Origin of the sequence: Pseudoalteromonas rubra, from assembly GCF_004212645.1 — a bacterium.
Classification (GTDB): Bacteria; Pseudomonadota; Gammaproteobacteria; order Enterobacterales; family Alteromonadaceae; genus Pseudoalteromonas; species Pseudoalteromonas rubra_G.
In genome coordinates, this window is sequence record NZ_PPUZ01000039.1 from 80076 (window position 1) to 104881 (window position 24806).

At 49.8% G+C, this 24806-nt stretch carries 18 protein-coding genes; 5 read left to right on the top strand and 13 right to left on the bottom strand.

Going from position 1 to position 24806, the window contains the following annotated elements; translation table 11 throughout:
- Nucleotides 1-50: 50 nt before the first annotated feature.
- Nucleotides 51-1319 (bottom strand): efflux RND transporter periplasmic adaptor subunit, encoded by a 1269-nt coding sequence (locus C3B51_RS14600; protein ID WP_125717283.1) that lies wholly within the window; start codon nucleotides 1317-1319, stop codon nucleotides 51-53.
- A 371-nt stretch (nucleotides 1320-1690) separates the two neighbouring features.
- Nucleotides 1691-1993 (bottom strand): hypothetical protein, encoded by a 303-nt coding sequence (locus C3B51_RS14605; RefSeq protein ID WP_125717284.1) that lies wholly within the window; start codon nucleotides 1991-1993, stop codon nucleotides 1691-1693.
- 138 nt (nucleotides 1994-2131) lie between these two features.
- Between C3B51_RS14605 and nhaR the strand changes: the two genes are divergently transcribed.
- Nucleotides 2132-3052, top strand: a complete 921-nt coding sequence (gene nhaR / locus C3B51_RS14610) for a transcriptional activator NhaR (RefSeq protein ID WP_125717285.1) — start codon at nucleotides 2132-2134, stop codon at nucleotides 3050-3052.
- Nucleotides 3045-3326, top strand: coding sequence for a SelT/SelW/SelH family protein (locus C3B51_RS14615; protein WP_125717286.1), 282 nt, complete (start codon nucleotides 3045-3047; stop codon nucleotides 3324-3326). The genes nhaR and C3B51_RS14615 overlap by 8 nt, the downstream gene beginning before the upstream one ends.
- 11 nt (nucleotides 3327-3337) lie before the next feature.
- Here C3B51_RS14615 and C3B51_RS14620 read toward each other — a convergent pair whose 3' ends face one another.
- Entirely contained in the window at nucleotides 3338-5365 is a 2028-nt protein-coding gene (locus C3B51_RS14620; RefSeq protein ID WP_125717287.1) for a methyl-accepting chemotaxis protein, read from the bottom strand.
- A gap of 162 nt (nucleotides 5366-5527) precedes the next feature.
- On the bottom strand, nucleotides 5528-6451 hold the full coding sequence (locus C3B51_RS14625; protein ID WP_130245511.1) for a hypothetical protein: 924 nt from the start codon (nucleotides 6449-6451) through the stop codon (nucleotides 5528-5530).
- 106 nt (nucleotides 6452-6557) lie between these two features.
- Here C3B51_RS14625 and C3B51_RS14630 point away from each other — a divergent pair, with 106 nt between their 5' ends.
- Complete coding sequence (locus C3B51_RS14630; protein ID WP_130245512.1) at nucleotides 6558-7391, top strand: hypothetical protein; 834 nt, start codon at nucleotides 6558-6560, stop codon at nucleotides 7389-7391.
- On the opposite strand, the gene C3B51_RS14635 is transcribed toward C3B51_RS14630, so the two are convergent.
- The 4 genes from C3B51_RS14635 to C3B51_RS14650 form a co-directional block, all read right to left on the bottom strand.
- Entirely contained in the window at nucleotides 7343-9475 is a 2133-nt protein-coding gene (locus tag C3B51_RS14635) for an EAL domain-containing protein (protein WP_130245513.1), read from the bottom strand. The genes C3B51_RS14630 and C3B51_RS14635 overlap by 49 nt on opposite strands.
- A gap of 101 nt (nucleotides 9476-9576) precedes the next feature.
- Nucleotides 9577-10461, bottom strand: coding sequence for a CheR family methyltransferase (locus C3B51_RS14640; protein ID WP_130245514.1), 885 nt, complete (start codon nucleotides 10459-10461; stop codon nucleotides 9577-9579).
- Nucleotides 10439-14602: a response regulator gene (locus tag C3B51_RS14645; protein ID WP_130245515.1), complete on the bottom strand. Its 4164-nt coding sequence runs from the start codon at nucleotides 14600-14602 to the stop codon at nucleotides 10439-10441. Before C3B51_RS14645 ends, C3B51_RS14640 begins: the two co-directional genes overlap by 23 nt.
- A 93-nt stretch (nucleotides 14603-14695) precedes the next feature.
- On the bottom strand, nucleotides 14696-15631 hold the full coding sequence (locus tag C3B51_RS14650) for a LysR family transcriptional regulator (protein WP_130245516.1): 936 nt from the start codon (nucleotides 15629-15631) through the stop codon (nucleotides 14696-14698).
- A gap of 99 nt (nucleotides 15632-15730) precedes the next feature.
- Between C3B51_RS14650 and C3B51_RS14655 the strand changes: the two genes are divergently transcribed.
- Nucleotides 15731-16201, top strand: a complete 471-nt coding sequence (locus C3B51_RS14655) for an OsmC family protein (RefSeq protein WP_130245517.1) — start codon at nucleotides 15731-15733, stop codon at nucleotides 16199-16201.
- Here C3B51_RS14655 and C3B51_RS14660 read toward each other — a convergent pair.
- Together C3B51_RS14660 and C3B51_RS14665 are read right to left on the bottom strand one after the other, a co-directional pair.
- Nucleotides 16183-17367: a HAMP domain-containing histidine kinase gene (locus C3B51_RS14660; RefSeq protein WP_130245518.1), complete on the bottom strand. Its 1185-nt coding sequence runs from the start codon at nucleotides 17365-17367 to the stop codon at nucleotides 16183-16185. The two genes, C3B51_RS14655 and C3B51_RS14660, sit on opposite strands and share 19 nt — an antisense overlap.
- Complete coding sequence (locus C3B51_RS14665) at nucleotides 17367-18044, bottom strand: response regulator transcription factor (RefSeq protein ID WP_130245519.1); 678 nt, start codon at nucleotides 18042-18044, stop codon at nucleotides 17367-17369. Before C3B51_RS14665 ends, C3B51_RS14660 begins: the two co-directional genes overlap by 1 nt.
- Before the next feature lie 71 nt (nucleotides 18045-18115).
- On the opposite strand from C3B51_RS14665, the gene C3B51_RS14670 reads away from it, so the two are divergent.
- Nucleotides 18116-19855, top strand: coding sequence for an amidohydrolase (locus C3B51_RS14670; protein WP_130245520.1), 1740 nt, complete (start codon nucleotides 18116-18118; stop codon nucleotides 19853-19855).
- Between the two features lie 43 nt (nucleotides 19856-19898).
- On the opposite strand, the gene C3B51_RS14675 is transcribed toward C3B51_RS14670, so the two are convergent.
- Genes C3B51_RS14675 through C3B51_RS14685 form a run of 3 tightly spaced genes read right to left on the bottom strand, consistent with a single transcriptional unit; the run spans nucleotide 19899 to nucleotide 24597 of the window.
- Complete coding sequence (locus C3B51_RS14675) at nucleotides 19899-22466, bottom strand: family 20 glycosylhydrolase (RefSeq protein WP_130245521.1); 2568 nt, start codon at nucleotides 22464-22466, stop codon at nucleotides 19899-19901.
- Nucleotides 22463-23338 (bottom strand): ROK family protein, encoded by an 876-nt coding sequence (locus C3B51_RS14680; RefSeq protein WP_130245522.1) that lies wholly within the window; start codon nucleotides 23336-23338, stop codon nucleotides 22463-22465. The genes C3B51_RS14675 and C3B51_RS14680 overlap by 4 nt, the downstream gene beginning before the upstream one ends.
- Nucleotides 23335-24597, bottom strand: coding sequence for an MFS transporter (locus C3B51_RS14685; protein WP_130245523.1), 1263 nt, complete (start codon nucleotides 24595-24597; stop codon nucleotides 23335-23337). Before C3B51_RS14685 ends, C3B51_RS14680 begins: the two co-directional genes overlap by 4 nt.
- Between the last annotated feature and the right edge of the window lie 209 nt (nucleotides 24598-24806).

The window sequence follows — 24806 nt, forward strand, 5'->3', positions numbered from 1 at the left end:
CGCCGGGTCAGCACGATCAACCTTAAGATCGTGCTATCGCATTGATTGAATTACTGAACCACTCGCACGCGTTCAGCACTATTGAACATGCGTGTGTCCGATATAATCACCGTATCGCCAACCGCCAGCCCGGAAAGTACCTCTACCTGGCCTAAGCTTTTCGATCCCAGGCTGATCGGCTTTTTCACTGCGCTACCTTCATCCAGGACATAAGCATACTTACCACTATATGCATCAACAAACTGGCCTCTGGGCAGATAGGTAACGCCCGACTTTTCTTCCAGTACAATGCGGCTGGTCAGACGCTGGTTTTGTCTCAGTCCAGTGATGTCTGTTTCCTTAAAGCGGATTTTGCCTTCCACCTGACCACGGACTATCTCCGGGGAAATGGCGGTCAGTTCACCCTCATAGGCACGGCCATTTAAGGTAATTTGAGCAGGCATACCCAATGCCAAATCATCGGCATAGTTTTCAGGAATATTGACCTCAACCTCGTAATGCGACAAGTCGACGACGCTGAGCAACGGTTGATTCTTCGCCACCGTGTTTTTTTGATCAACACTGAGGTTACCAACAATACCATTAACCGGGGAGCGGATCTCCAATGACGCCACACGACGCTGCAGTTCATCAACCAGCACCTGCTGTGCCTGCAATTCGATTGCCCGCGTCTGGATCTCAAACTTCTGGCTCTCTTTAAGCAATGCGACCTCTTTGACCGCCAGACGATGCTCACGCTGTGCGTTTTCCAGATCATCTTTGGCTTTTTGGTAGTCTATGTCGCTCACAACCTGATTTTTCTTACCTTCTTCGTTTCGGCGCATTTCTCGTTTAGCAGCGTTCAGAGCGACTATCGCTTGACCCAGGTAGTTTTCCTGCGCCAGGTCCTGCTTCTTTGCCTGAATTTTTTCTCGTTCAAGTTGCGTTTTTAGACGTGTTAGTTCTGCCTGCTCCTGTGCCAGCAAGCTTTTCAGCTCAGGGCTGTCTATCTGAGCCAGAGGCTGGTTAATCTCAACCGAATCACCTGCTGTTACCAGATAAGTTACTGTGCCTTCTGCCGGGCTATAAAGAGTTGGCCGGCGCGAGGCGATCACGCGTCCCTGTACAGAAATGTCCCGGATAAATTCACCACGGCGTACTTCGGCGACATGTATGTTGTCCATTCTGACCGCACTCTCGCCGCTTGCCCAGGCAAGCACCTGAGGAACAACAAAATATAGTGAAATAAATACACCAGCGATGATCAGGAAGTACAATTTGTAGTTGTGTTTTTTCTCTAGCTGGCTGTCCTGAGCGCTGGTATCATCGATATACTGCATGCACTACGTCCTTGAATATAAAAATGTTGATCAATACCAGTGCCTGAAAATAGCAAAATTCAATCTAAATGTCACCATCAATAAACATTTTATTAATACTTTAATCAGTTCCAAATTAGATTTGGGTACATTATTTACCTTAACAGGCTAATTATTGAGCCTCATAACTTGATTTGTGGGTGAACTGGTAAGGGAATAAAGGAGGAAAAACGAGGGTAAAGCGCGGCCTCCATGCCGCCGCAAGTGCTTGGGAATAACTGTAAATACTGCATAATCATATTCTAACCTGGACGCCACCTCCTATTTCGCTTTGTTTGGTCGAATAATTTATCTACTTGTCGAAAAGGCTTGTAACAGCGCTTGGGGAATCGCTACGCTGCCCTGTTAAACTGACGCGCAAGCAGTAACTCGCTGTCACGCAGTGCACGTTTGATCACCTGCATCATATTCTTGCCTTTGGCCCGAACAGACACACTGGGTAATCCCGGCAATAACACTTCCACTTTACAGATAGTCAAAACGCCGTGACGCTGACACGGTTGCTCATCCACATCAATGCGTACTTTGCGAATGTGGGCCGCATAACGCATAAATTTGTTGGTCGCTAATTTTGAGAGTTGCGACTTGGTCGCCTCTGCAATGCGCTTGCCCGTTGCTCTGAAGTTTAGTTTCATAATGCTATCAACCTCTTGTACAAAGCCAGTTAATTACTGGAAATTGAACTTATATTGTTGCGTCGATGAGGCTAATCTACTAATGTATTTAAAAAGAAAAAAGCTGATTAATTCTTAGCAAAACCTCGAATATTACGAATGATAACGAACATAAATTATAATCACCTGTACTACTTCTGGCAGGTAAGCCGCCACGGCAGTATTGCCGCAGCGAGCAAAATATTACACCTGACACCACAAACCATCAGTGCGCAGATCACCAGTCTGGAGCAGCGCCTTGGTAAGCCTTTGTTTTTAAGGGAAGGCAGAGGGCTAAGGCTGACGGAATATGGACAACTCACGCAGCAGTATGCCGATGATATGTTTGCCATTGCAGAGGAGTGGCTCGAAACCACTAAAGGTGACCTGGCCTCAATCAACCGTACCCTGAAGGTGGGTATTTCTGATGCCTTGCCAAAGTCTCTGGTATCAAAATGGCTGGCTCCGTTGATAGATAACGAGCGCATCTCAAACCTGCACTGTATCGATGGCCAGCAAGCCGAGCTCCTGGCACAAATGGCAACGCACAAGCTAGACCTGGTGTTAGCGGATAAACCCTTAGATAGTGATACCCCGTTTAAGCTCTTCTGCCACGAAATTGGCAAGAGCCAGATTGGTTTTTACGGTAACAAACAAGATCAGTCCCTGACCTGCGATAACTTCCCGGCAGCGCTGGCCGATACCCCCATCATATTGCCAGCCAAAAATAGTCCGGTGACAAGTGCCATTCAATATTGGCTCAATGAGCTCAAAATCGAGATCTCCGTTGCAGGTCATGTGGACGACAGCGCTTTGATGAAAGCGCTTGGGCAACAAGGGTTTGGCGTATTCCCTGCGCCTTTGTCTGTACGTGAGGAAATCGAGCGCCATTATGATGTGAACTTTATCGGAGCCATCGAAAACGTCTATCAGAATTATTACGCTTTTACCCCCGACAGACTGATCAAAGACTCCATTTACTCAGAGTTTGTCCAGCACGCTCGCAGCATAGATGACACAACAGGGAACCGATATGAGTAAACCCAGAATAACAATCCAGTATTGTGTTTTGTGCCAGTGGTTGCTGCGCAGTGGCTGGCTGGCACAGGAGTTACTGTCTACCTTTGCGGATGACCTAACAGAAGTGGCGCTGGCACCTGCCAATAAAGGGGTGTTTAAGATCTATTATAACGATACCCTGATCTGGTGCCGTGAGCGCGATGGCGGCTTTCCAGAAGCTAAGATATTGAAACGCCTGGTGCGCGATCAACTAGACCCAGGGCGTTCCCTCGGCCACATTGATAGTGGCCACTAGCCCGATGGCGTCTAGAGCTTAAAGCGTTCAATGAGCTGGGTCAGGCGCGCAGCAAACCCGCTAAGTGACTCACTGTCTTTGGCCATAAAGCCCATTTCCTGTGAGTTGCGAGCGGCTGTTTCCTGCACCTCTTTCATCAAACCTGCAATACTTTCACAATGCGTTGCCTGATGATTTGCCGCGTCGAGCACCCGCTCACTTAACGTGGTGGCCTGCTCTATGGCCTCACTCACCTGAGCCATATTATTCGCTAACTCTTCGCTTTGCTCAGCACATTCCCGTACATCCTGTTCGCCATTTTGGATCAGGGTTGCCGTTGCATGAGTATCGGCTTGCAAGGCCGCAATCATTTTATTGATCTCCTGGGTCGCATTTTGGGTGCGAATAGCAAGTTGCCGAACTTCGTCAGCCACCACCGCAAAGCCGCGACCTTGCTCACCCGCTCTGGCAGCCTCAATGGCCGCATTCAGCGCCAGCAGGTTGGTTTGCTCCGCAATCGCAACAATGGTATCGAGTATTTTGCCAATCCGCTCACTGTGCGATCTGAGTCCTTCCATTGCCCCCACAGACTCCACCATCGTGCCGCTCAGCGACATGATTTTCTGTTTATTTTGCATAACACTGTGCGCTGTTTCCTGGTTCAACTGCTGCGCATGCTTCAGCCCGGACACACCATGTTGGGACTGCTTCGACACATCAACAGCACTGCTGGCGATGGTGGATGCAATACGCAGTGCGTTGTCTGTGCGCTCGACCTGACCCGTTGCCCGGCGAGTCAGAGTCTGACTGCGCTCCAGCGACGAGCCAGCCTGACTTTTCAATTCCTGTACCTGTGTATCGATCTCTTCCAGCAAGCTACTGAGGTTTTGTTTTACCTGATTAATGTTGTCGGTCAGCGTGCCAAATTCATCATCCTGGCGTTTGACAATTTGCCTCGAAAAATCGCCACTGGCGATATGTCTGAGCATTTTGTTGACGGCTGCCAATGGGTTGAGCATGGCACGGCTGGTAGAAATGGCAATCCCCACTGCCAGAGCGGCAAATATCAGGACTAGCATCAGCGCGGCACTTTGCGCTCGTTCGATAAGCTGATCAGACTCTTGCTGATACAGGTCAAACTGGCTCTGAGCCTGATTTTGAATAGTGTCAATTTGCGTAAACAATGCTGCAAAAGCCTGCTCTGCACTTTGATAACTCTGCATAGCCGTTTTCTGCCCAGCATGACGACGTGCCAAAGCCTGATACAAAGTGCCGGGCGTTTTAAGCTGACGCGTTATGTTCGCCCAGGCAGGTTCAAATTGCTGCAACAGGGGAGCCATTGGCAAGCCAGCCGATTGGCGTTTCAAATAGGCCAGATTGTCACTGATGTTATCTACAATAAAGCCCACATCTTCGCGGTGAGTGGCCAGTTTATCTGGTCCCACCTGCGCAAGAGATTGGACATTATTTTCCAACGTAAATAGCAAATCATCAATTCGGATCCCGGTACCTGCCACCTCATCTCTTAGTCGACTATCTGGGGTTTCAATAAGCTCAATATCCAACATCGCACCACCGGCGGCATTTCGGTCTTCAAAGAATGCGTTAATCCCTTCGTGAATACTGGTAACTGCCTGAAACTGCTCTAGGCGTGCTGTAAATAAGGCCTCTGAAAATGCCCGTAACGATGTACGGACCTGAGCAACTTGCTGTAGCGGCTGTATTAACCCCGGATTTTCTGCTGCGCGATTCTCCAGATCTGCCAGCAGCTGCTGAGCGCGGGATTCGGCCTGATTAAACGCCTGCTGGATTTGTCGTACACTGGCTTCGTCGTCTGCACTGTATGCCTTGGAGATCCAATTACTGATCCTCAGCTGTTGCTGCTGAAATTGCTCGGCGGCATGCAAAATAGGCTGGGCGGTGTCAGTTACTTTATGATTTGCGCGTTGGATTTCCAACAGTGCCCAGTAAGCAAGGGCGCTGGCAATGACCAGCAACATGCCGATCCCACCAAAGCCCAGGGTAATTTTGTGTTTTATGGAAAGCCGCAACGGCAACATGGCTATACCTTCCTTTGCTGCCGCCTAAACCCAACTCGACGACAGCACTAATTTTTAGAGTTATTTTCTAATATGTATAACACAAAAATAGTCTAATTTAAGGTATTTAGAAACAAATTTGCAGATTTTCGGAGCAGAAAAGGTGCCGTTAACGGCACCCGGTTATTTATTGGCATCTTTGCGGATCTGCTCCAACAGCTCTTCATCCCCTATCATCCGCTGCATCAGGTTATATACCTGATTATCAACATCATTGTTGTAGAGCTTCAGAATATCATTCGCAAGTTGACGTTTAAGACCCGGATATTGCTCATCATTGGCTTGATAATATTGCGACATCAAACCTTCCGCCGCCGTTGCTCGCATATAGTCGTTGCTTTCCTTTTCTACAATATCCAGCAATGAACGCGCGATCCGCGCATCTACCACAGGCGTTTGCGCCACCACATCCAACGCCTGAACACGTAACTTATCCTCGTACTGACCGCGACTGATTTTTATAACAGCGTCTACCGTATCGTAGCTCATGGTGTCCATTTGGGTGCGATTGAGTACATACATATTCATCTGCAACTGGCCCATAGCCGACAGACGATCAATCACAGGTAAGCTCTCATTCAACACGGTTTGCTGTAACTGCCTGCTGAGTTTATCCGCATATTCCGGGTCGGTTTTCAGGCGCATCTCATAGTCGTCGGGCAAGTCTTCATAAAACCCGTAGACAGGGTTGCTTTCTCTGTGCGCAGCACGTTCTTGTTGCTCTTTTTCTTCCAAAATTGCCAGCACAGACTCTTCAAGAGACTCTGGCGACATGGGATTTACAAACGCGCGGTTTTCAAGCTCAAGTACGCGCTCCTGAAGATAGTGAATTTGCTCAGTTAACTGCTTCACATCAGTCTGTCCAGGGCTATTTTCGCCCTGATGACTAACAACATGAGAGCCATTTTGAGTCGACTGAGATGCAGGTGACTCAGGATAACCAGGTCCAGTGGCCAGCGCGGGTGGCCGAGCAACTTGACTGTAAATAGCGATACCCAGGGCACAGACTGAAAAAGTCAAAGACAATGTGGTTTTTATTTGTGACATAATTTTCCTCTCAACCCTAGCAATCTACACAAAAAGCATTGCTTTTGCATCGAGAATCCTGTTAAAAGTTGTACCTTCAGCTTTGGTAATTGAACAAGGACTCAGGATGAAACCCCGCTGGAATACAGTCAAAATCAGCGTTTTGATCATCGCCTGTGCGGTGCTCGACTTGCTGTTAACCCTGCTCGGTGTGTGGTCTGTGGAAGGCGTAACCCGCGCCTGGGTGCTCAGCTTCGAAGCAATGACTCTGACTATCTTGTTCATCAACAGCCTAATGATAAGGCACTCCGTCTACCAGTATCAAGATGGGCACCCAGGCCAGGTCCTTGCCAATCTGATGGTTTTTTCCATGCTCCTTTGCCTGACAGGCGACGTAATTAATTTCAACCTGACACAGAGCTACTTTCAACATGGCGAGGTAGTGAAACATGACTACCTGGCAGACTCAGTGTGGTTTTTTATGCCCGGTTATACTCTGATGTTTATCGCTTGCTGGCGTCTGCTGGGCTATTCTGCTCGCCAGACTCGCTATTTTGTTATTGCTATGCTGATCACAGCCGCGATGGGGTTGCTCAGCTATTTAAACATGCACATCCCCGGCAGTGGTTGGTACGTCTCCCTGATGACTGGCATCTACGCCGTATTTATTGCACAAGCCGCACTGCTGGGCTTATGCTTTCTGATCAATACAAATCTGCCTGTAAGGTCCCGATGTTTAATGGCAACCGCTATGATACTGGCAACATTTGCAGATGCGCTCATCGGGCAATTTTGGATCTTTGGCAATGAGGGCCAGGGCTACTACCCACAGATCAGAGCAATCAACTGGGTGGTTTACATTACCTCACAAGCTATCGTGATCCATTTACCCGAAGTTACGCTTAGCAAGGATCATGGCTCGAGCCGCACCTGTGCCGCAGAGGCTGGTTTTGCAAAATAATAACCCTGAATGTAGTCACATTTTTGTTCTAGCAGAAACGTCAGTTGCTGCTCTGTTTCGACCCCTTCTGCCACCACTTTCAAATGCATATTATGTGCAAGGCTAATTATGGCCCGCACCACCATCTCACACTTTTCATCTTCTCCCAGTTTACGGATAAACTCTCGATCAATTTTTAATGTGTTTATCGGCAGATGGACCAGATAACTAAACGACGAGTAACCCGTACCAAAATCGTCAATCGCCACCGCAATCCCCAGCCGCTGAAAGGCATTGAGAATTTCAATTGCCTGCTGCGGATTTTGCATCATCATGCCCTCCGTTACCTCAACTTCTATGGCATCGGCTGGTAACTGATACTTTTGCAACAAGTAAAACACCATTTCGGGCAACTCCTCGCGGCGTAATTGCTCCATCGACAGGTTGACCGCAATACAAGGTGGGTTGGCATATTCAGTTCGCCATTTCCTGGCCTGCCGGCAGGCCTGATCGACCACCCACTCACCAACTTTATTGATCAGGCCCATTTCTTCCAGCTTAGGTATAAACACGCCAGGACCCAGGCTGCTACCATCCGCGGGAAACCAGCGCAACAGCGCTTCAACCTTATTAACCCGGTTATTATTGATGTCCCACTGCGGCTGATAGAACAAGGTAAACTCTTCGTGCTCAATCGCCGCGCGGAGTTTTTGCTCCAGCTCAAGCGATGCCATAGCCTGTAAGTGCAATTCTTCGGTGAAAAACTGAAAGTTCTGCCCGCCCTGCTTTTTTGCCCGATACATCGCCAGCTCTACCGCTCTTAATACGCTGACGCTATCTTCACCGGCGCCCGGGAAGCGCGCAATACCAATGCTGGGCCCAATGTAAATCTCGTGACCGCGAATGAGATAAGCGCTCGACAAATGGCTTAATAAATGCTCGGCAAGCGCCGCCTCATTTCTGACATGTTGCTCGATAAAGTTCTCGAGCAATATCACAAACTCATCGCCACCTATGCGGGCGACAATGTCACCGTCACTGACCGTTTTTACAATCCTGTGCCCCACCTCCTGAAGTAAAATATCGCCCACCTCATGACCAAACTGGTCGTTAACCTGTTTGAAATGATCCAGGTCGAGATGCAGTAGCGAAAACTCTCGATTATGCCTGAGGCTGCGCTTGATAGCTTGCTGCAAGTGCTTCTCAAAGGTGCTGCGATTAACCAGGCCAGTTAAGGTATCAAACTGCGATAAACGGCTCAGTTGCTCCTCGATACTGCGCTTCTGGCTGATGTCCTGAAAAGCAATAACGACGCCAAATAAAGTGTTGTTTTCATAGATAGGGGTAGCAATAAACTCTGCCGGAAACATACGTTTATCATTGTCTTTAAACAATCCATAAGAATCGCGATAGGTATAACCCTTTGCACAATGCTCGAAGATCCTGCAGTTTTCCCATCCTGCATTACCCGCACTAGAGGTCGACAGACAAATAAATTCCGCCACATCTGCGCCGACTAAGGTGTTTTCACTCAGGCCGAGAATTTTCTCGGTTGCGGGGTTGGTGTAAGTGATACACCCTTGGGTGTCAACGCCTAAAATACCTTCACCAATAGATTTGAGCAAAAGCCGATTTTTGTTTTCAAGCTCCTGAATATCCTGAAAAGATTGTAAGAGCTTCGTTCTTTGCTGTTCCAATTCCAGAAAAACTTGCACCTTGCTGTACAGCGTATGTGCGTTGATGGGTTTAAACAAGTAGTCGACTGCACCGACTTCATAGCCTTTGAACTCCAGTGCTTCGGTGTGATCTGCTGCGGTAATAAATATAATGGGTGTATGCTTGGTCTCGTCATTCATACGCAGCAAAGAGGCTGTTTCAAAGCCATCAATACCGGGCATCATTACATCCAACAGGATCACGGCATACTTGTGCCGCAAAACCAGTGACAACACTTCATGCCCCGACTCGGCAGAGTGGAAATTGGCACGCATATCCGCGAGGATTTTTCTCACCACCCGATGGTTTTCTGGCCTGTCATCAACAATCAAAATCGTCGGTTTGGTGCGTTCGTCTTCTTGTACCGCACTTTGCTTCATCGCTTCCATAAATCATCCTGGTTTATTGCTTTCCAGCTTCTTCAAGCTTAGTACAAAAATCGCAGCGTCCCGCCCAAAACAAACAAATTATGCTAAGCCTTTAGTCCTAGTTAAATACCAGGCACTTTACGATAAAGCGTCGCTGCGTTGTCCAGCAAATGCCATCGTGCACTGGTGTCCAGATAATCAAGGTTCTCAAGCCGCCCCAACCCCAAAAAGCCACTGTGATGCAGGCTTTGATCAAACAAATCAATCACCCGCTTTTTTAATGTATTATCGAAGTAAATCATTACATTGCGGCAAAGTATCAGCTGCATCTCACCAAAGACCCCGTCGCAAACCAAATTATGATTGGCAAACACTATGTTTCTGGCCAGCTCCATACGGACTTTGCTACTGTGATATTGGGTCGAGAAATACTCCTGAAATGGGGAGCCCTGAGATATTGCCAGTTGGTTGTAATTCAACTCTCCCTGGCGCATCGTCTCTTCCGAAAAAATACCCGCTTTGGCTTTATCCAAAATGCGGTCATTAAAGTCGGTTGCATAAATCTTAGCCCGGTCATATAAGCCATGCGCCTTTAACAGCATCGCAAGAGAATATACTTCTTCACCAGTGGCGCACCCGGCGTGCCAAATTTTAAAGAAGGGAAAGGTATTTAAAACCGGCAGGACATGCTGCTCCAGAGACTGAAAAAAGGCCGGATCACGAAAAAACTCGGTGACGCTAACCGACAGTTCCTGCAACAGTTTGTGCATGTAACCTTTTTCGTACAGTACTTTGGGGATCAGGTACGAAAAGTGCGGCAAATCTTCCATGAGCAAACAGTTTTGCAAACGCCTGACCAGTGTACTGCGGGCATACTGAGAAAAATCGTAGCCGCTGCGCTGATACAAAACATCCAGTAAAATGTCTACTTCCAGCGCCTGTTCAGCGGTGAGTTTGGTTTCACGGCCCGATAGCGCTGCCGTATCAATGGAGTCTGTCACTTGCATTTTGGGTTTCGTATAACCAGATTTTCATCATAGAGATCAATACATTGATATCAACGGGCTTTGCAAGGTAGTCACTGGCTCCAGCCTCAAGACATTTTTGCTTATCTTCACTCATCGCCTTTGCCGTTAGGGCGATAATTGGCAGGTTTTGTGAAATGTCTGCACGAATATGTTTCATGGCTTCAAACCCATCCATCACAGGCATCATGATATCCATCAGCACCAGATCAAACTGCTCATTCTGCTGAAGTTTTTCCAGCGCCAGCTGACCATTATCGGCCATAGTGACAGCAAGCCCTTGCTCCTTCAGTAACTTGGATAAAGCATAGGTATTGCGCAGATCATCATCAACCAAAAGCACATGAAAGCCAGACAGATCAACAGGTTGACTACTCATATCTTCGCGTTTGGAAGCGACTACGCTAGGTGGTAAGCGCTGCTCCACCGAATGCAAAAAGAGCTCCACTTCATCTTGCAAACGCACCGGCGCATGGTCGGTTTTCAGTACAATTTTGTCGGTAAAGCGCAACAATTGGTGATATTCATCCCGGCTTAGCTCCTGCGCGGTATAAACAATGATCGGCGGTAACGCCAGTTCCGCCTCCGCGTCCATTCTTTCAAGCAATTCAAAACCCGATATGTCCGGCAGATTCAAATCAACAATACAGCAGTCTATCTGATGTTGCTTCAGAAGCTCCATGGCTGCGGCGCCATCGTTGGCAATATGCAACACTAACCCCTTTTGCTGTAAAACCTGTTTAATCACTTTACAGGCGTGGGTGTCATCTTCCACCAACAGCAAATGCTTAATGTGCTTTTGCAGCAAGACCTCAAACTTAGCGAAAACCTGCTCCATCTGCTCCAAGGACACGGGCTTAGTTAAAAAGTCGATAGCCCCTTTTTGTAGTGCTTTCGGGTCTTTGTTTTTTCCCGACACAATATGAACCGGGATCTGGCGTGTTTTAGGCTCCGACTTTAGGGTGTCCAGCAATGTCATGCCGTCCATATCCGGCAGCCCAATATCCAGTATCACCGCACTGGGCTGCGCTTGCTGTATCATGTTTAATGCCTGCTCGGCCCGAGAGCACACAAGCGGGTCAAACTGATGTTTGCGAGCAATATCAGATAAAATGCTGGCAAACTGGCTGTCGTCCTCCACAATCAGAACCGTACTATTTTGCTCGGTAGCCAAGTCTGATGCCGCGTCTGTGGTGACCATTGTATTGCTGAGTGTTGTATCGGCTGGTTGCCGCTCGGCCAGTAAAGCATCATCATGCACTTTGACAAAGTCGCTTTGCTGAATCGCCTGGTTTGTGTGCACCTCTGGTTGTGGCTGCGGCTCGTCCTGCTGCTCGTTTTCCGGCTGTTTGTGACGCGGAATATATAAAGCAAAGGCACTGCCCTTATCCACCTCACTGGTCAGCTGAATTTCTCCGCCCAGCAAGTGGCTAAACTCCCGCGATATCGTCAACCCAAGGCCAGTCCCACCAAAAGCCCGGCTGGTTGACCCGTCGGCTTGCTGGAAGGCTTCAAAAATCGCCTGTTGTTTATCTTGCGCTATACCAATGCCAGTATCTTTCACCACAAAGCTTAAACAGCTCTCTGCGCTCAGCGCCGGATTGTTAAACTTAACGCTCCCGTCAACCGGCTCGATACATAATTCTACGTATCCCTGCTCCGTAAACTTAAAAGCATTCGAGAGTAGATTACGCAGCACTTGCTCCAGCCTGAGCTCGTCTGTTTCTATATCCTGAGGTGCTAACGGGGAAATCGTGATTTTAAACTCAAGGTTTTTTTCTTTTGCGATCGGATCAAACTGTTTCTTCAGCCGCGCTACAAAGCCGTGTAAATTCACCCGATCTGAGATCAGCTTAAGTTTGCCAGCCTCAACTTTCGACAAATCCAGAATTTCATTAATAAGCGTAAGTAAGGACTGGCCACCATTGTAAATAACCTCAATATCTTCAAGCTGATCTTCCGTTAAATTGCCGTCGGCGTTGCGAGCCAAAGACTGCGACAATAACAGCAAGCTATTAAGCGGCGTTCTTAGCTCGTGCGACATGTTGGCCAAAAACTCAGACTTATATTTGCTCGATACCGCTAATTGTTCTGCGCGATGTTGCAGCTCAATACGCGCGTTTTCAATTTCGACTTTTTGCTTTTGTAACGTATCTGTACGCTCGGTGAGCTGAGTATTGGTCTGAGTAAGCTGGCTTCTTTGCTCTCTTAACTCTTCCTCCGATCGTTTAAGCTCCTGCGTTTGCTGCTCCAGCTCTTCGTTGGCCGCTTTTAAATCCTGTTGCTGAGACTCAAGCTCCTCTGCCTGCTGTTGCGACTCATCCAGCAGCTCCTGTAACCTGCCCCGTGACAGCGCTGATGCCAAAGCTTGGGCAATACCATCGGAAGACAGCTCAAGTAGCTCCAAGCTGATGTCTGAGAACGGTTTAACACTTGCGATAACCAGTACTGCTAACACCACTTCATTTTGCCGCTTGTCTTTGATCGGAGCCGCGACCACATATCTCGCAGCCGATTGCCCCAAACCAGAATCCACCGACATCGATACATGCTCTTCTGGCAAACCATTAAAGTACAATAGTTTACCTTCTAAAGCTGCTTGGCCAACCAGGCCTTCACCTTGCTTAAACTCGGTATTTTCTGTGCTTCGGTACTTATAGGCATAGCTGGTTTTCAGCTTATAAAGATCCCCCTCCAACGCATATAAAGCACCGACCTCAGCCTCCAGATAGCTACTACAGAAATCACAGGAAATTTTATAGATTTGCTCGACAGACTGAGTCCCCGTCAAACGCTCTGCAATGTCCGCCTGGCCGGCTTTTAGCCAAGTCTGATACTGTGAAAGCTGATGGGTATTTCGCAAGTTTTTTGTCATGGCATTCAACGCCATGCCCAATAAGTCTTGCTCACCTTTGGGCGTAAAGTCTTGCGTGTAATTCCCTTTTTCTATCTCTTTGGCATGTTGAGTTATGGCCCGTAAGGTCTCTGTCATTTTTGCCAGCGACTGAGATAACTGCTTAATTTCCTTACTGCCCTGAAGCTGCACATTAGCACTAAAGTCACCATCCGCAACCTTATCAGCCACCGAAATAGCCTGTGATAGCGACTGACCGACTTGCCGGTTAATTAAATAGGCGATACACCCTGTGAGCAATGCGGCGACGAGTATGGCGAGAGATGCCAGACGGGTTAAATCTGCAAGACTACTCTGACTGGTTGTCAGGCTTTGGTCCGCAAGTTGTTGTTGCGCCAGTTCGATTTCTATCAGCTGGTTCTTAAGAGCTCTGGTTAGCGGCCCCAACAGCTCACGCCAGGTATTCTCAGCTTTATTCCAGCTATTGCTTCTTCTGAGTTCAAAAATTTGTGGCAGAAGCTGCCAGAACTCCTGTCTTAATCGAGTCACTTTCTGGATCTGAATGGCTTGCTGAGCACTCAGTAATGCCTGCTGCTGTTGTATATTCAGCCAGGCATCTTCATGCCAGGAGCGATGACGTTCAAACTCCAGGAAGTAGGTTTCCTGATTACTGAGCAAAAATGCCTGAACCGATGCCAACGCACTGGTAAAGCCGCCACGAAAATCGGCCAGGTTTTTTAGTAGTTCTTTGCGCGACGGTTCGGCCGCCAGTTCGTTCTCCCACTCTATGGTGAGCGTCACTGCATTGATAATTTGCTGCGCACGGGGCATGGCCTGATTAAAAAATACCTGCAAACCCGGAAAATTTGCCTCCGACTGAGCGATTTCTTCAATTTTTTGCTGTATTAGCCTGGCTTCGTTGAGTTTATTCTCAAGCATAGAGATCTGTGTCTGGCTCAACGCAGACTGGGGCAGTCGCTTAATTTTAAAAAGTGACTCGTCAATGTTTTGCCATGCCTCACGTCGACCTTGCAAGTGTTGCTGGCCGCCCCCAGCCATCCAGGATTTCAGCTCGAGTTTAGAGTCCTCGAAGTTAGATCTCAGTGCCTGCATATGCTTAACACTGGCCAGTTCATTGGTACTAAACTGAGTGCTACTTTGCTCCAGCTCAGCTAACTGAAAAAGCGCCGCAATAACAATTGCAGCGGGGATCAAAAAAGCCAGTACAAACCCTGCGCTGATGCGCGTGCTTAACGTATTTAACTCCATTATTCCTTCACTCTGATAGAAAGCCAGTCCATTTATTCTGGAAATGTTCACTCAGAGTATAGTCACGCCCCATCAATGTGGGTAAAAATTTGACTAAAAATCCACCTCCCCTGACGAGGTTGCAAATTCAGTATTAAGCCACTCAAATAAAGCCATGAACTCAGCTCTGAGCCAATGCTGCTCGGGCGCAACCAGGTAATATGAAAAAGCGAGTTTGATGGATTCTGTACCTATTGATTCCAGCACGCCGTCATTCAGAGCCTGTTGCGCGATATGGTGCCAGCCAAGGGCTATTCCCTGGCCGTATTTGGCTGCGCCCATAGCCAGGCCCACATGGCTGAAAGTATCCACACGTAACGCATCCCCAGCTGAGACTTGAAAGCGGCTCAACCAGGTCTCCCAACCCAGATTGGCAGGTGCATCCTCGAGGCCACTGCGATAAGCAAGCAGCGGCACTTGTCTCATCCAGTCAGCCAGTGACAACACCTCAGGGAATTGCTTGCGCAGTGCGGACGATATCACCGGATAAGTATGCTCATCCGCCAACCAACGGCTAGTCAGATTGGCAAATTCACCTCGGCCAAAGTGCAGATGGCCATGCACCCGGTTGCTGGCAAAATCGGCCAGCTGGTCCATGGCTATCAGCTCTAGCTGTATATGGGGTAAAGCCTGATATAAACGCGTGAGCCTGGGTAACAGCCAGTGTTCCAGTAGTGAGGGGATCACAGCCAGCACTATGGTGTGTTTGTCTGTTTGCGCTTTCAGCCTGGCCCGGCGAACGCCTGCGTTGAGCTGCGACAGCCCATTATGCACATCTTTCAGCAGCAGCTCAGCAGCCGGTGTCAGCACCACCCCTTTCGACTTTCGGTAAAACAGTTGTACATCCAGCTGTTGTTCAAGCAACTTCATTTGGTGACTTATCGCACTAGGAGTTTTATGCAGGATCTGCCCCGCTTTGGTGAAACTCAGCTCGGCCGCAACCACAGCAAAACTCTGCAGCGCTGAGAGCGATATATTTGCTTCTATCATGATGTGAAAAAAATTAACAGCAGATTGAGTTATTATCGCTTTTACTCATAGCATTTCAACTCCATACTGACCCCAGTCATCGCAATCAGGAGTAATAAGATGTCCCGGTACTTTGCAACCATTCGCTGGCAGCTAGACCAGCATGATAATTTTACGGAACAAAAATACAGCCGCGCACACCAGTGGCAATTCGGTGATGGTGCTGAAATACCCGCCTCTGCATCACCGAATATCGTGCCCCAACCCTACTCAGTCCCTGAATATGCCGATCCGGAAGAAGCGTTTGTTGCGTCACTTTCCAGCTGCCACATGTTGTTTTTCCTCCACCTGGCTGCTAAAGCCGGCATCGTAGTAAAAAGTTACGTTGATGAGGCGGTCGGTGTACTCAGTGAAGACACAAGCGGAAGAAAAGCGATGACACAAGTGTGCCTGAGACCCAAAGTCACCCTGGCCGGACAGCATGCCAACGAGCAAATCGATCTGGATCCCCTACATCATGAGGCTCATGCGCTGTGTTTTATCGCCAATTCTGTTAAAACAGAGGTGCTGATTCAACCGCTATTATCATAAAAGCGAATAGTCTGTATAAATAGCGAGCCAGCATTACGCTGCTCCCGCCAGCCAAAACACGCACACACGCGCTCAATGATCCGGGTGCCTAGCCCCTGGCCATGGTGCACTTGCTTACCACACACACGATTGGTGAAGGTCATTTCTTTATCGCTCAGCATGACAGTAAGTGCTCCCTCACCATGTTGCAGTGCGTTTTTGGCCAGCTGCTCCAGGAGCAGCATCAGCAGGCGCAACTGCACTGGTTGGTTGACCGGGTGTGCAGGTAAGTTCAACTCAATAACCAACCCCTGCCGCTGCCAAGTCTGTTGCCAGCTTGTCAGACACGCCCGCAGATCAGCCACATCCAGACGCGCCTGATCGGCTCGGCACAATAACAAAATAGCCTCGCTCAGCGACCTAAGGTCCTGACCCGATTGTTCAAGTTGCGCCAGCAGAGGGAGTGCATCCAACGGCAGCTCATCCAGCTGCTCAAAGCGGGCAAGCGTATTTTGGATTTGTGCCAGCGGGGTATTGAGTTCATGACTTAAAAAAGCGGAATACAGGCGTTCCTGCTGTTGCGTATACTGCTGCGCATACGCATCGGTCGCAGCCAGGATAGACTGAGAAGAAAACTCTTCAAACTCTGCGCCTGGCGAGTTTTCTGGGGCCCCTAAATTGGCTGTCAGGCGCTCAGACTCTCGCGCAATACGCCGGTGAGCAGGCCACCAGCTCAGCACACCGAGCACAAACAAAGCCAGGGTCAAGGCAATAAACACCGCCAGCAGGCTGGGGGAATCTTGCTGTGCAATACGATGCACAATATAAAGTGGCTCATAAGGTACCTCGGCATAGCGCAAGATATACACGTAATCATCGCCCAGCATCAGCAACTGAGTGACTTCACGGGCTTGCTCGTCTGGCCCAAGCCCGTTGTGTTTAAAAACACGCTGATAGTCTGCGGGCAGGTCTTGCCAGTTGCCCATCAGCTTAGTGCTATCCTGATAAGGTAAGCTCAACTGGCCTGAGAGCGCCACCTCAAGGTCCTGATAAAGGTAATAGTCTGATGTCCCATCCCAGGCGTAGTGATACACCTGGCTGGCCACCCAAATCCAGATCAGAGAAAACACCCCAAACAACAAAAATAGCCGCCTGGCTAAATACCCTCTGAGCGTTTTTTGTCTCATCAACTCGATTCTCGCAGTGCCACGCCCTGCCCCTTAAGTGTCTGTATCACAGAGGGCTCATTATCGCGGCTCAGATTATACCGAAGCCTGGTTAACAAAGACTTATACATGTTGTTGTTCACCTCACTGTCGGGCCAGATGTGGCGCAGGATCTGAGCCTTACTAACCGGCGCCGGTGCCTGCTCTGCCAACAGGGTAAGCAGCAGCCATTGCTGAGGGGATAACACGATAGTGCGGTTACCCCGTCTGACAATTTTTGCCGAAAAATCCACATGCAGACTACCCAATTCAAACACCTGGTTGCACTTAGACACTTTACCCGCCAACAGCTTGACCCGTACGGCCAGCTCAGGCAGCGCAAAGGGCTTAGTGATATAATCCAGGGCACCGGCCGCAAACGCGGCAAGTTTATCGTCAAGGTATGTTGCCGCAGTACAAAACAATACAGGGGCATCAAACCCGGCCAGCGATTGCTGCAGCAAACTCAGCGCGTTGCCATCGGGCAAGCTCATATCTAAAATAATCGCATCATATTTATCAAAACTGGCGGTTTGCGCCGCAATCTCTCTTGCACGACCCAAAGTTGCGGCATAATCGACTTCAATGCCCTCTGCATTGAGAAAGTCTATCGTCTGGGCGGCCAACACCGCGTCGTCTTCAACCAATAAGATCAGCATTTAACCTCTATACTGTTACCTTGTGGTTACCATGCTACTGATAGTGTATCGGCATCAACGAGGAGTCAACAATGCGAGCAACAAAGATGATCACCAGCAGTTTTCTGATAGCCGGTTTAGCCCTCAGTGGCTGTAACTCTGACAATCAAACCAGCAGCCAAAGTACCAATCCAACCACCCCGACATCCAGTATGCAGCAGCCCAGTGCAGCGCAAAGTGCAACTATGGTATTTACTCACGGCCGCATTTATACGGTAAACGCTGAGCAACCCTGGGCTCAAGCCGTGGTAGTTAAAGACAATAAGATTATTCTGGTCGGTAGCAATGAAGAAGCCCAGGACTATATCAGCGAAACAACCCAGCACATTAACCTGCAAGGTAAGATGATGCTGCCCGGGTTTCACGATGTACACATGCACCCGCTTGAATCAGCCTCCGAGGCCACCCAATTTACCGTGCCAGCCCTGGCTACTGCGGGAGAATACATAGACGAAGTGGCTTATGCTGCCAGCCAACACCCCACAGCCACCTGGCTCATTGGCTACGGCCATGAAATATCGACGCTGCTGGAGATGGCAGACTCGCCACTGACGGTGCTGGATGAGGCAGTACCAGAGAGGCCAGTGATCATCATGGAACAAACCTCTCATTCGATGTGGGTCAATAGCAAAGCACTCGCATTAGCGGGTCTGTCGGACAACAGTATCGATCCGATCGGCGGTGTGTTGGGTCGCGATGAACAAGGTAAGCTCAATGGCATTTTGTACGACAATGCAGGTAATCAGGTTATGGAACTGGCGATGCAGTCTCTGCCCGACGCCGCTCAGAGCGATTACCTTGGCCTGATAGAATATACTATGCCCGAGTTGAACAAAGCCGGGATCACCTCCATCAGTGACGCCCGTACTTACTGGCAACGAGGCCACATCGAAACCTGGCAACGGGTTGCAAATGAAGACAAACTGACATTGCGGGTTAGTCTGGGGTTATGGGCTTATCCGCACATGAACGACAACACCCAGCTGGCTAAGCTCAAATCCTTGTATCAAAACAACCCTGCCGAACTATTACAGGTGAACCAGGTCAAGTTTTATATGGATGGTATTTTGGTCAATACCACCGCTGCGATGCATGAACCCTACCTGGAAAACTGGTTGGAACTGGATGGCAACCGCGGGTTGAATTACTTTACCCAGGCACGGCTGGAGAAGTACCTTAAGGCGCTGGAACCAACAGGCTTTGACTTTAATATCCATGGCATTGGCGACCGCGGTATTCACGAAGCCCTGAATGCCATTGAAAATGCCTCCAATGGCCAGAGTCGTCACCGTATCACCCATCTGGAGGTTATCGACCCGCTCGATCTGCCACGCTTTGCCAAACTGGGGGTTATTGCCGACGCTCAGGTCGCCGGAGACTTCACCAAACCGAGCCACTGGCCAGAAACCATTCCCCTGATTGGGAGTGAACGTGCCCAAGATCTGGTGCCTATTCGCAGCCTGACGGATAACAAGGCCACGCTCACACTCTCAAGTGACTGGAATGTCAGCCCGTTTAATCCGTTTATCGGATTAAGTAACGCGGTGTCGCGGCAACCACAGGCCATTTCGCTGGCACAAGCTATTGAGGCCTATACCCTTAACAGCGCCTATGCAATGCGCCAGGAGCAGCGTGTTGGCAGTATTGAAGTGGGTAAACTGGCGGATCTGGTAGTGATTGACCGCGACTTATTTGAAGCCAGCGCCAGTGAGATCCGAGGCGCCCAAGTGGTAATGACACTGCTTGATGGCGAGATTGTTTACCAGCGTTAAATCAGGCAGGGGGCCGACTTGGCCCCCTGAGGTATCTGGTAAATTACTGGCTATCCTGCTCAACCGGGGCCGGTATAGGCAAAGCCCGCCCGGCACGTGTGTTATCCGGTAACACAGCGCGCACCGCATCCACCGAGTCAAAATCCAGCTTGGGATGATAACTAACCCAGCGCCCGTTGATGTGCGCTTCTAATTCAAATCCGGGGATCTCACTGAACAGCTTCAGTGTGCCATCCTCACGACGGCTTGCGGCCACTGTCGGGATACGAAAAAAGCGCCCCTGACGGGTTAATTTAGGTAGCTCCCGGTAGCCCAGCAAGGCGACAAATCGGTGCCAGTCCTGCTCACGCAGCTGCTGACTTTGAGCACTGAAGTAGCCGCTTTTATCGTTGTAAATCCTGCCGGCCTGATAGGGCACGGCCCAGCCAGGCTTATGCCAGGCTCGCTCTGCCAGTGCCAGCAAACGCGGATACAACATGTATTCGGCCTGCACGTCATCCCGGATCATTTCGCTCCACAGGTGCCCCTGCATACCGGTATAACCAACGCCCGGCTTCAGGCCGGAATCTTTATCATCGGCACTGTAGTTGTGATGCAACACATCGCGCCAGAACTCCGCATGGACTGGCAGGTTATCGGGCATAAACTCAAACACTTTGCGGGTATCTAGCGCCCGGCTCGCCCAGTGGTTGCCGCGCTCCTGTGGGTGAGACTGATACGGAAAATCAAAGTAAGTTACATCTGGCAAAGACAATACCACTTTCCAGCCCAAATTGGCCTGCTGGTGCGCCACTTTGTGCCCTTGCTCACTGAGCGTACTCCAAACATTGGTTTGCACCTGTTTGGGCATTTTCTGCGGGTCTACGTCGCCCAGACCATCACTCCAGCCGGCCACCGTGATGCCTTTTTCTGCCACCATGGCCGCTACTTGCTCGATAAAATAACCATTCATCGACGTAATGGTCTGCTTCTTGTTGAGCGCCTGACAGACAGGAGAATCCAGCCAGGCACCAGCGGTTTCGTCGGCCCCTATGTGATACGTTTTTAAAGGTACACCAGCACGTTCATGCATACGTTGTAGCTCACTCAGCACCTTACCAACAAAGCGATAGGTAGCGGGCAGACAAACATTTAAGGTGTTGTCATGGTAGTGCTGAATAGAGGAATAGCGGGTTTTGTCCGCTTCTTCTACCAAGCGATATTCACCGGCCGCCTCTTTTTTACCTTTCGCCATCAACGCCCGGTAACGCGCCTCCATAGCAATGATGGCCGCACGGGAATGACCCGGCATATCCAGTGACGGGATCACTTCGATATGATGCGCTTTGGCAAAACGCAAGATGTCACTGTAATCCTGCTGTGAATAGTGCCCGTTGCGTGGTGCCCCAGTGCCCGTCCCGGCACCCAGTTGCGGCAACACACAGCGCGTTTCACTGAAGTCCAGACAACGCAGCCCGCCAATTTTAGTCAGCTCCGGCAGACCTGCGATGGCAAGACGCCAGCCTTCATCATCGGCCAGGTGCAGATGCAGTTTATTCAATTTGTATGCACCCATTTGCGCTATGGTATCCAGTATAAACTGCTTGGAGCGGAAGTTGCGGGCACTGTCGATATGCAGCCCCCGGAAGGCGTAACGGGGCGCATCCGCAATGGCGACACTGGGAATACTGCGGGTTTTAAGGTCCATCAAACCCGCCAGAGTTTGTACGCCGTAGAAGGCACCGGCAGCATCCGACGCTTTAATATCAATGCGATTGGTGGAGCTGTTAAACTCATACCCCTGCGCTTCAATCGGCAATGAAGGGTCCACCGTAACGCTAACCGGCAACCCCTTTGGCGTTTGCTCTACTCCCAGCTGCGCAAGACGCCTGGCAGCCATTTCAATGTCGGCCAGATTGAGGCCCGTTAGCTCAAAATGCACACCTTTATCCAGGTTGATCCGCCCCTGAGACACCACTTTGAACGCTCGGGGGGTTGGGATCACGCCTTCAGGGGCACGGCTGAATACCGGCTCAGACTGATGCCGGGCCAGATAAGCCGTCCCCATCCAGGGAGTGTGATCTTTATCGCTGACACGTAACTGATGGTATGACTCAAATGGGGCCAGATAAGGCTGTTGCTCAAGTTGTGTTTGCTCATCGCGCACCGTGCGTGTACTGGCAATGACTCTGGGAAGCAGACGCTGCGCCTGATCGGCCAGTATATAGTTAGGCATAAACTCCGAGCGGGTGATCTGTGAGTTTTTGGTATAAAAGCGAATGGTATATTCATCATCAGCAGAAAAGCCACCAAACTGCTCCGTTGGGGTCAGTCGGTGCAGGTCGCCATTGAGGTGCTCTATTTTAAACAACCCACTGTCGACCTGATAAATTGGCATCAGCTGGCTGAAATAAATGGCCCAGTCACTACCGTCATAAGGCATGGGTGAGCGCAAACGCAGTTCAGACAAATAGCATTGCTTAGCAGGCGCCGGACACGACTTTGGCATGGAGTCAATCAGGTGATAGCGGATCTCCAGGTTATCGGCCACCTCATTTAACTCGCCCTGTGTTAATGCAAGTGCCGTCTGAGCCCCCATTAGTGCCAAAAGCCAGCAAACAAACTTCTTCATATTCCCTCCGAAAACTGTTGCCGGAACAACTGATAAGCGCCGCGCAGCGCAGCATATTCCAGCTTACCCACTTCTATTTCAAGCCGCTTAAATAATGCCGGATGGGTTTGCCCGGCAAGACTTTTCCACATCGACCGTTCAAACAAGTTGTAGGACTTACTGACCGAGCCACCCAGCACAATTTTATCCGGATCAAAGGCCAACAGAGTTTGTGACAGGGCATACCCCAGATGACAGCCAAACTCATCAAACAGGGATTGCGCATAACTGTCTCCGCGCAATGCCAGCGCTGCCTGCTCGGCGCCATTGGTGCCTCGATCCAAAAAAAACTGCCCACTGGTGTAGCGCTCCAAAATCCCATCACGATAAGGAAAGCTGCCAAACTCACCCGCTGCACAATGCCTGCCACTATAAAGCCGACCCTCAAAAATCAACCCGGCGCCTAACCCGGTCCCCAAACAAACCCCCAGCAGGTTAGGCACAGGTTCGTAATGCGGGGCGCCTGGCTGGTAATGCTGACCATAACAATATTCACCCATAGTAAAACAGTTAACATCGTTGTTAACAACTACAGGCAAAGAAAAATAGCCATTTAATTGTTCAGCCAGTGGAACATCCTGCCAAGCCGGAATATTGACCGTCTCCAGCACAGTGCCGCTGCGCAGGTCAACCATACCTGGCACGCCGATGGCGATACCACAACAGCTTGCACTCAGCTGCTGTGCAATGATGCCCCGGATAAACTCATTAACCTGAGTCTTGGTCGCGGACGCTGGCACGCTATAACGTCGCGCGTCGTAGACCCCTTGTTCATCAACTCGGGCAACCTGTGCTTTGGTGCCACCCAGATCAACACACACTATTGTACTCATTGTCCTGCTGCTTCCTGTGTTTCTTCGCGTTGAACTTGCTTTTGCCAAAACGGACGGATGGTATGATTGCGCACCAAAGGTTGCGCCCACCAAGCTATCCAGGCGATGTAGCCAAGTGGTAAAAGCAGTACCAGACAGGCCAGCTGCAATGAGCCAGTCAGCTGCGTAAGAAGACCTATTGCAGGAGAGGCCAATGCACCACCAACAATGCCGGTACATAGCACCCCGGATATTGCACCATGGCCGCTGGGCACAGAGTTGAGTGCCAGTGAAAATAGCACTGACCACATCACAGATAAGAAAAACCCGGATAAAGGGAAAGCCAGCAAGGCAATCTCGACGCTGCCAGTCAGCGCCGCAATGAGGCTCAGTGCGGCCCCCAGACAAAACACCATCAGCACCTGTTTGGCATCGAACAATTTAAGCAACAGCAGGCCCAGCACACACCCGAGCGTGAGCATCATCCAGAATTGGCTAATGACCTGGGCACTATGCTGTGGTTCGATTTGATGATAATTTTGCAAAAACACCGCGATAGAATTGGCAATGCCCTGCTCCAGTGCCACGTAGGCGACGATGGCAAAAAAGAAGCGGATCACCGTGGGATGGCGAAAATAGCCCACACAGGCCTGCCAGCTTAGTGTTTCCTCCTCCTGCCGCTGCACATTGGTGAACTGACTCAGGCCAATCCAGAAAAGCATCAGCACACTTAAAAGCGCAAACAGCCAGTACATACTCAACCAGGGCATATTGGCAGGGATCCAGCTAAATTCAGCGGGCTGCGCCTGTACCAGGCCAGCCAATGTGACATAGACCCAGGGCGACAAACTGGCTGCCGCACCAAACAATAACTGAGCAAGCACGGAGAACGCCGCAAAGTGAGCACTACCGCCGCTGCGCCGCAGTAACGGATTAATGGCAACCTGTAGCATGGCCATAGCCGTTCCAATCAAAAACAGCGCCAGCATGGCTACTATAAATACCGGTGCCACGGCAAAGAGCAACGCCCCCAGCCCCGCAAGCGTAAACGCCCCCAGCATTACCCGTTTTTCACCAAAGCGCTGCACCAGCAGCCCGACGGGGATCGACATCACCCCATAGGCGATGAAAAAAGCAAAAGGAAACAAGCCCGCCAGAGTCAGACCAATATCAAAACTTGTGATCAGCTCTGGAAACAATGGACCGAGGATATTGGTGAAAAAGGACACCATAAAGAAGGTTACCAGCACCAGGGCAACCACGAGGTAGTTAGGTTTCATGTGTCTTACCTTGTTATCGACTGAGAGATAAAAAGGCGGTGGCGTAATTGGAGCCAGTTTGTGGGCAGACAAACTCAATGATCCAAGGGGATCCTGTTAGGGATTGCCACCGCCTTAACTCGTTGGTAAGACTAGTTTGCCGCCATTGCCAGCACTGTAGCGGCACATTTCTAACAATTGCTAATACTTTTCTAGTTAGCTGAAGAAGC

Bases quoted from the DNA above. Each gene is read 5' to 3' on its own strand.
- C3B51_RS14600 (WP_125717283.1), bottom strand. From the start codon at position 1,319: ATGCAGTATATCGATGATACCAGCGCTCAGGACAGCCAGCTAGAGAAA.
- C3B51_RS14605 (WP_125717284.1), bottom strand. From the start codon at position 1,993: ATGAAACTAAACTTCAGAGCAACGGGCAAGCGCATTGCAGAGGCGACC.
- nhaR (WP_125717285.1), top strand. From the start codon at position 2,132: ATGATAACGAACATAAATTATAATCACCTGTACTACTTCTGGCAGGTA.
- C3B51_RS14615 (WP_125717286.1), top strand. From the start codon at position 3,045: ATGAGTAAACCCAGAATAACAATCCAGTATTGTGTTTTGTGCCAGTGG.
- C3B51_RS14620 (WP_125717287.1), bottom strand. From the start codon at position 5,365: ATGTTGCCGTTGCGGCTTTCCATAAAACACAAAATTACCCTGGGCTTT.
- C3B51_RS14625 (WP_130245511.1), bottom strand. From the start codon at position 6,451: ATGTCACAAATAAAAACCACATTGTCTTTGACTTTTTCAGTCTGTGCC.
- C3B51_RS14630 (WP_130245512.1), top strand. From the start codon at position 6,558: ATGAAACCCCGCTGGAATACAGTCAAAATCAGCGTTTTGATCATCGCC.
- C3B51_RS14635 (WP_130245513.1), bottom strand. From the start codon at position 9,475: ATGGAAGCGATGAAGCAAAGTGCGGTACAAGAAGACGAACGCACCAAA.
- C3B51_RS14640 (WP_130245514.1), bottom strand. From the start codon at position 10,461: ATGCAAGTGACAGACTCCATTGATACGGCAGCGCTATCGGGCCGTGAA.
- C3B51_RS14645 (WP_130245515.1), bottom strand. From the start codon at position 14,602: ATGGAGTTAAATACGTTAAGCACGCGCATCAGCGCAGGGTTTGTACTG.
- C3B51_RS14650 (WP_130245516.1), bottom strand. From the start codon at position 15,631: ATGATAGAAGCAAATATATCGCTCTCAGCGCTGCAGAGTTTTGCTGTG.
- C3B51_RS14655 (WP_130245517.1), top strand. From the start codon at position 15,731: ATGTCCCGGTACTTTGCAACCATTCGCTGGCAGCTAGACCAGCATGAT.
- C3B51_RS14660 (WP_130245518.1), bottom strand. From the start codon at position 17,367: ATGAGACAAAAAACGCTCAGAGGGTATTTAGCCAGGCGGCTATTTTTG.
- C3B51_RS14665 (WP_130245519.1), bottom strand. From the start codon at position 18,044: ATGCTGATCTTATTGGTTGAAGACGACGCGGTGTTGGCCGCCCAGACG.
- C3B51_RS14670 (WP_130245520.1), top strand. From the start codon at position 18,116: ATGCGAGCAACAAAGATGATCACCAGCAGTTTTCTGATAGCCGGTTTA.
- C3B51_RS14675 (WP_130245521.1), bottom strand. From the start codon at position 22,466: ATGAAGAAGTTTGTTTGCTGGCTTTTGGCACTAATGGGGGCTCAGACG.
- C3B51_RS14680 (WP_130245522.1), bottom strand. From the start codon at position 23,338: ATGAGTACAATAGTGTGTGTTGATCTGGGTGGCACCAAAGCACAGGTT.
- C3B51_RS14685 (WP_130245523.1), bottom strand. From the start codon at position 24,597: ATGAAACCTAACTACCTCGTGGTTGCCCTGGTGCTGGTAACCTTCTTT.